The sequence below is a fragment of the Noviherbaspirillum album genome, from assembly GCF_035916955.1.
GTDB lineage: Bacteria > Pseudomonadota > Gammaproteobacteria > Burkholderiales > Burkholderiaceae_D > Noviherbaspirillum > Noviherbaspirillum album.
In genome coordinates, this window is sequence record NZ_JAWIIV010000018.1 from 115834 (window position 1) to 122385 (window position 6552).

Annotated in this window: 4 protein-coding genes and 1 pseudogene; all 5 read right to left on the reverse strand. The window is 62.0% G+C overall.

Translation table 11 applies throughout. From position 1 onward, the window contains the following. Positions 1 to 8: 8 nt before the first annotated feature. Positions 9 to 1286 carry a 2-oxoglutarate dehydrogenase complex dihydrolipoyllysine-residue succinyltransferase gene (odhB, locus tag RY831_RS20020; protein WP_326508148.1) on the reverse strand — a complete coding sequence of 426 codons (1278 nt, stop codon included), beginning with the start codon at positions 1284 to 1286 and terminating at the stop codon, positions 9 to 11. 60 nt (positions 1287 to 1346) lie between these two features. Beyond that, positions 1347 to 4199, reverse strand: a complete 2853-nt coding sequence (locus RY831_RS20025) for a 2-oxoglutarate dehydrogenase E1 component (protein ID WP_326508149.1) — start codon at positions 4197 to 4199, stop codon at positions 1347 to 1349. Positions 4200 to 4551: 352 nt separating this feature from the next. Next, positions 4552 to 5865 carry a citrate synthase gene (gene gltA / locus RY831_RS20030; protein WP_326508150.1) on the reverse strand — a complete coding sequence of 438 codons (1314 nt, stop codon included), beginning with the start codon at positions 5863 to 5865 and terminating at the stop codon, positions 4552 to 4554. A gap of 199 nt (positions 5866 to 6064) precedes the next feature. Then, a complete protein-coding gene (locus RY831_RS20035; protein ID WP_326508151.1) occupies positions 6065 to 6334 on the reverse strand; it encodes an FAD assembly factor SdhE in 270 nt (89 codons plus the stop codon). 126 nt (positions 6335 to 6460) lie between these two features. Then, positions 6461 to 6552: pseudogene (gene sdhB, locus RY831_RS20040) on the reverse strand (succinate dehydrogenase iron-sulfur subunit); the annotation flags it as partial.

The following is a 6552-nucleotide window of genomic DNA, read 5'->3' on the forward strand; positions in this document are numbered from 1 at the left end:
CCTGAGTCTTAGAGGTCGAGCAGGAGGCGGGCCGGATCTTCCAGCGCTTCCTTCATCGCGACCAGGCCCAGCACGGCTTCGCGGCCGTCGATGATGCGGTGGTCGTAGGACATGGCCAGGAAGTTGATCGGACGGATCACGATCTGTCCGTTCTCCACCACCGGGCGCTCCTTGGTGGCGTGGACGCCGAGGATCGCGGACTGCGGCGGGTTGATGATCGGTGTCGACAGCATCGAACCGAACACGCCGCCGTTGGAGATCGAGAACGTGCCGCCGGTCAGTTCGTCGAGCGTGAGCTTGCCGTCCTTGGCCTTGACGCCGAACTCGGCGATCTTCTTCTCGATTTCCGCAATCGTCATCTGATCGACGTCGCGCAGGATCGGCACGACCAGGCCGCGCGGGGAACCGACCGCGATGCCGATGTCGAAGTAGCCGTGGTAGACGATGTCGTTGCCGTCAACCGACGCATTCAGGATCGGGTACTTCTTCAGCGCGGCGACGGCAGCCTTGACGAAGAAGGACATGAAGCCCAGCTTGACGCCGTGCTCCTTCTCGAACTTGTCCTTGTACTTGTTGCGCAGGTCCATGACCGGCTGCATGTTGACTTCATTGAAGGTGGTCAGGATCGCATTGGTCGACTGCGATTGCAGCAGGCGCTCGGCGATACGCGCGCGCAGGCGGCTCATCGGCACGCGCTCTTCCGGACGGTTGCCGAGGTTCTGCGCTCCGGGAGCTGCGACTTGCTGCAGGGCCGGCTTGGGTGCGGCCGCGGGGGCAGGCGCAGCGGGCTTGGTCTCGAGCGCGTTGATCACGTCGCCCTTGGTGACGCGGCCGTCGCGGCCGGTGCCGGAAACCTGGCCGGCGGACATGTTGTTGTCGGCCAGCATTTTTGCAGCGGCGGGCATGGCTACGCCGGCCGCGGCATTCGAAGCCAGCGACGAGATGGCTGCGGCGACGGGATCACCCTGTGCCTGGGCGGCGGCAGCGGACGGCGTGGTGGCCGGCGCGGGCGCGGCGGCAGGCGCGGCAACCGTGCCTGCGCTTGCTTCGGTGTCCAGCCTTGCGATGACTTCACCTGCGACGACGGTGCTGCCGTCGCCCTTGATGACTTCAACGATCACACCGGAGTCCGGCGCGGGCAGTTCGAGCACGACCTTGTCGGTCTCGATGTCGATCAGGTTCTCGTCGCGCGAGACGGCTTCGCCGACCTTCTTGTGCCATGCCAGCAAGGTCGCCTCGGCGACGGATTCCGACAGTTGGGGAACTTTTACTTCAATAATTGCCATGTAACTCTCCGTTTCGGTGTGTTCACCCGGCGCGCCAGCTTCTAGCGCGCCGGCGGGTCTTTATTTGGTCAGTACGAAGCCCTTGAGCTTCGAGAACGCGGTGTCGATCAATGCCTTCTGCTGCGCATAGTGCTTGTCGTAGTAGCCGACGGCGGGCGATGCGCTGGCCGGGCGGCCTGCATAGGCAAGCTTCTGGCCTTCTTCGAGGTTTTCGAAGATGTTGTGCTGGATCTGGAACCACGGGCCCTGGTTCTGCGGCTCGTCCTGCACCCAGACCAGTTCGACGAAGTTCGAGAACTTGCTCAGCTCTGCGGCGAAAGCCTTGTGCGGGAACGGGTACAGCTGTTCGATACGCACGATCGCCACATCGGAGACACCGCGCTCCTTGCGTGCATTGACCAGGTCGTAATAGACCTTGCCCGAGCAGGCGAGTACGCGCTTGACTTTCTTCGGATCGATCTTCTCATCGACCTCGCCGATCACCGTCTGGAACGAACCCTTGGCCAGTTCCGACAGCGACGAACCGGCATCCTTGTTACGCAGCAGCGACTTCGGCGTTGCGATCACCAGCGGCTTGCGGAACAGGCGGATCATCTGGCGGCGCAGCAGGTGGAAGATCTGCGCGGCGGTGGTCGGCTGGACCACCTGCATGTTGTTGTCCGCGCACAGCTGCAGATAACGTTCGAGGCGTGCCGACGAATGCTCCGGGCCCTGGCCTTCATAGCCGTGCGGCAGCATCATCACCAGGCCGGAAGCCCGGCCCCACTTCACTTCGCCGGAGCTGATGAACTGGTCGATGACGACCTGGGCACCGTTGGCGAAGTCGCCGAACTGGGCTTCCCAGATGGTGAGCGTGTTCGGCTCCGCGGTCGAATAACCGTATTCGAAGCCGAGGACGGCTTCTTCGGACAGCACGGAGTCGATGACGGTGAACGGCGCCTGATTTTCCGATACGTTCTGCAGCGGAATATAGGTGCCTGCATCCCAGCGCTCGCGCTTCTGGTCGTGCAGCACCGCGTGACGGTGCACGAAAGTGCCGCGGCCCGCATCCTGGCCGGTCAGGCGCACCGCGTAACCGGACGCGACCAGCGATGCATAGGCGAGGTGTTCGCCCATGCCCCAGTCGAGGTTCAGCTCGCCGCGGCCCATCGCGGCACGGTCGCCCAGCACCTTCTCGACCAGCGGGTGGACCTTGAAGTCTTCCGGCACCTTGGTGATCCGCTCGGCCAGGCGCTTGAGCTCGGCCAGGGGAACGGCGGTATCGGCCGCATCGGTCCACTTGCGGTTGAGGAAGGGCATCCAGTCGACCGCGTACTTGCTCTTGAAGTTGGAGATGACCGGATCGACGGTATGCTTGCCGGCGTCCATCGCGTCGCGGTAGGCCTTGACCATTGCATCGCCGGTTTCCGGAGCGATCGTGCCCTGGGTCGCCAGCTTGTCGGCGTACACCTTGCGCGTGCCGGCGTGCTGGCCGATCTTCTTGTACATCAGAGGCTGCGTCAGCGCCGGCGTGTCCTGCTCGTTGTGGCCGAGCTTGCGGAAGCAGATGATGTCGACCACGATGTCCTTCTTGAACTCGAGGCGGAAATCGAGGGCGATCTGGGTTGCGAACACGACCGCTTCCGGATCGTCGCCGTTCACATGCAGCACCGGAGCCTCGATCATCTTGACGACGTCGGAGCAGTACAGCGTCGAACGCGAGTCACGCGGATCGGAAGTGGTGAAACCGATCTGGTTGTTGATTACGATGTGCAGCGTGCCGCCCGTACCGTAGCCGCGGGTCTGCGCCAGGTTCAGGGTTTCCATCACGACGCCCTGGCCTGCGAACGCGGCATCGCCGTGGACCAGGATAGGCATGACCTGGGAGCCGTCCTTGTCGCCGCGGCGCTCCATGCGGGCCTTGACAGAACCTTCGACGACCGGGTTGACGATCTCCAGGTGCGACGGGTTGAACGCCAGCGACAGGTGGATCGGGCCGCCCGGTGTCGAGATGTCGGACGAGAATCCCTGGTGGTATTTGACGTCGCCAGCGGGCAGATCGTCGGCATGCTTGCCTTCGAATTCCGCGAACAGGTCCTGCGGCATCTTGCCGAGGGTGTTGACCAGGACGTTCAGGCGGCCGCGGTGGGCCATGCCGATCACGATTTCCTGGATGCCCTTTTCACCTGCGCGCTGGATAGATTCGTCGAGCGAGGCGATGAAGCTTTCGCCGCCTTCGAGCGAGAAGCGCTTCTGGCCGACGTAGCGGGTATGCAGGTAGCGCTCGAGGCCTTCGGCCGCTGTCAGGCGATCGAGGATGTGCTTTTTCTTTTCAGCGGTGAAGCTTGGGGTCGAGCGGACGGTTTCGAGGCGTTCCTGCAGCCAGCGCTTCTGCGCAGGATCGCTGATGTACATGAATTCGGCGCCGATGGAGCGGCAGTAGGTATCGCGCAGCGCTTGCAGCAGATCGCGCAGCGTCGCGGTTTCCTGGCCGAAGTAGGTATTGCTGATATTGAACACGATGTCCATGTCGGCATCGGTGAAACCGTAGAAGCCCGGATCCAGTTCCGGGATCGCGGGACGCTCCTGGCGCTGCAGCGGGTCGAGGTTGGCCCAGCGGTTGCCGAGGAAACGGTAGGCGGCGATCAGCTGCGTGGCAGCGACGCGTTTGCGGCCCATTTCGACGTCCTGCGAGGCGACCACGGTGCGGATCGGGCCCTGCTTCGCGCGCTCGGCGAAGGAAGCGATCACGGGAGCGTGCGCGACGTCCGGCTTGGTCGAACCGTCGACGGCGGGGACATGCTGCATCGCATCAAAATAGGCGCGCCAGTTGTCGGGAACCGAACCGGGATTGTTGAGGTACGCTTCGTACAGTTCTTCTACGTACGGTGCGTTGCCTCCAAACAGATAGGAATTGGAGAAGTACTGCTGCATGTCTTGCTCACCTTTCTTCGCGTTTCGCGAGATTAGCGGGTTTATATAACCTTCCGCGACACGGCCTGACCGGTTAGCGGATCGCACATCAAGTTGTGGGGGGAAGGGCTGCGTGACGACCTGAGGTGGTTCCAATTTTTGGAAACGCTAGCATAGCATAGAACTCTGGTCGTCAATGTGGACATTAATGCCGTGTCGTAAGATTGTTTGCGTTAAGCCGCACATGCCTCGCCGCCCTCCTCTTCCGTACCCTCGGCGGCCTCCTCGCCTTTCGCACCGCGAATAAAAAAGGCGAGCTCGTCAGAGCCCGCCTTCCTACTGCTTGATACTGATCGAGACTAAGCGGAGCCGATCAGCCGCGCTGAGCCATGGCCGGCACATCGCGGCGCGTGGAGCCGACGAACAGCTGGCGCGGACGGCCGATCTTCTGCTCCGGATCGGAAATCATCTCGTTCCACTGGGCGATCCAGCCGACGGTGCGGGCCATCGCGAAGATACCGGTGAATAGCGAGACCGGGATGCCGAGTGCAGACTGCACGATGCCGGAGTAGAAGTCGACGTTCGGATAGAGCTTGCGCTGGACGAAGTAATCGTCTTCCAGCGCGATCTTCTCGAGCGCCATCGCCAGCTTGAACAGCGGATCGTCATGCAGGCCGAGTTCGTTCAGCACTTCATGGCAGGTTTCACGCATCAGCTTGGCACGCGGGTCGTAATTCTTGTAGACGCGGTGACCGAAGCCCATCAGCTTGACGTTGGAATCCTTGTCCTTGACCTTGGCGATGAATTCGCCGATACGCTCTACGCCACCCTGCTTCTGGATGTCCTGCAGCATGGTCAGCGCGGCTTCGTTCGCGCCGCCGTGCGCGGGGCCCCACAGGCAGGCGATGCCGGCGGCGATACAGGCGAACGGGTTGGCGCCCGACGAGCCCGCCAGGCGGACGGTCGAGGTCGATGCATTCTGCTCGTGATCCGCATGCAGGATCAGGATTCGGTCGAGCGCGCGCACCAGCACGTCGTTGACCTTGTATTCCTCGCACGGGTTGGAGAACATCATGCGCATGAAGTTGGCCGAATAGGACAGGTCGTTGCGCGGATAGGCGAACGGCTGGCCGATCGAATACTTGTAGGCCATGGCGACGAGCGTCGGCAGCTTGGCGATCAGGCGGATAGCCGACACTTCGCGGTGATGCGGGTCGTTGATGTCGAGCGAGTCATGGTAGAAGGACGACAGCGCGCCGACGGTGCCGACCAGCACCGACATCGGGTGCGCGTCGCGGCGGAAACCGCGGAAGAAGAACTGCATCTGCTCGTGGACCATGGTGTGGTTGGTCACGGTGCCGACGAACGCCTTCTTCTGCTCGGCGTTCGGCAGCTCGCCGTTCATCAGCAGGTAGCAGGTTTCGAGGAAGTCGCAATTGACTGCCAGCTGCTCGATCGGGTAACCGCGGTACAGCAGTTCGCCCTTGTCGCCGTCGATGTAGGTGATCGAGGAATTGCAGGCTGCGGTGGACATGAAACCCGGGTCATAAGTGAACTTGCCCGTGGCGCCGTACAGCTTGCGGATGTCGATGACGTCCGGGCCGATGGTGCCCTTGTAGATGGGCATGTCCAGCGACGGCGAACCGTCGGAGAACGATAGGGTTGCTTTGGTTTCAGAGTTAGTCATGTCTCTTCCTTCTAGTGAGGAGGGGTGAGTCGATTGTAAAAAAAACCGAAGTTCCTGGAGCGCCCGCCGAAACCCGGCCCGCCCCCGGCGCCCGGTCCAATGCTGAGGAGCATCTCAGCCCCAGGGCAAGGCGATCGGTTCGCCGGGTCGGCTTCTCGTCAGCCGCTCCACGCCTGCTTCAACCTGTTACCGGTTGTTTTCAGGCTGCGCGCAGTCTCGTCAGCAACGCATGGACGTGCGGAAGATCCACCTCGCCCACGGGTTCCTTGCGCGCCAAAAGCAAGTCCATCAATTCATTGTCCGACAATTCCATCAGCCTGGAAAACGCGTCGACTTCCTCGTCGGTCAGGGTCGTTTCATGCGCATCCAGAAAGCGGGTCACGATCAGATCGTTTTCGAGCAGGCCGCGCCGCGCGCGCCAACGCAGGCGCGCACGTTTGACCGGATCGGCTTGATGATTATCAGACATGGATTTCCCGTTCACTCTATTTCGTCAGCGCACTGCGTCGCCGCTTGGCGGTCTGCTCATGCAGCCAGGCAATAAGCTGACGAAATAAGGCGGAAGCACATCTGCCTCCGCCCTACCAAACACTATTTATACCGCACGACGTACCATCAGTTCCTTGATCTTGCCGATAGCGCGTGTCGGATTCAAGCCCTTCGGACACACATCGACGCAGTTCATGA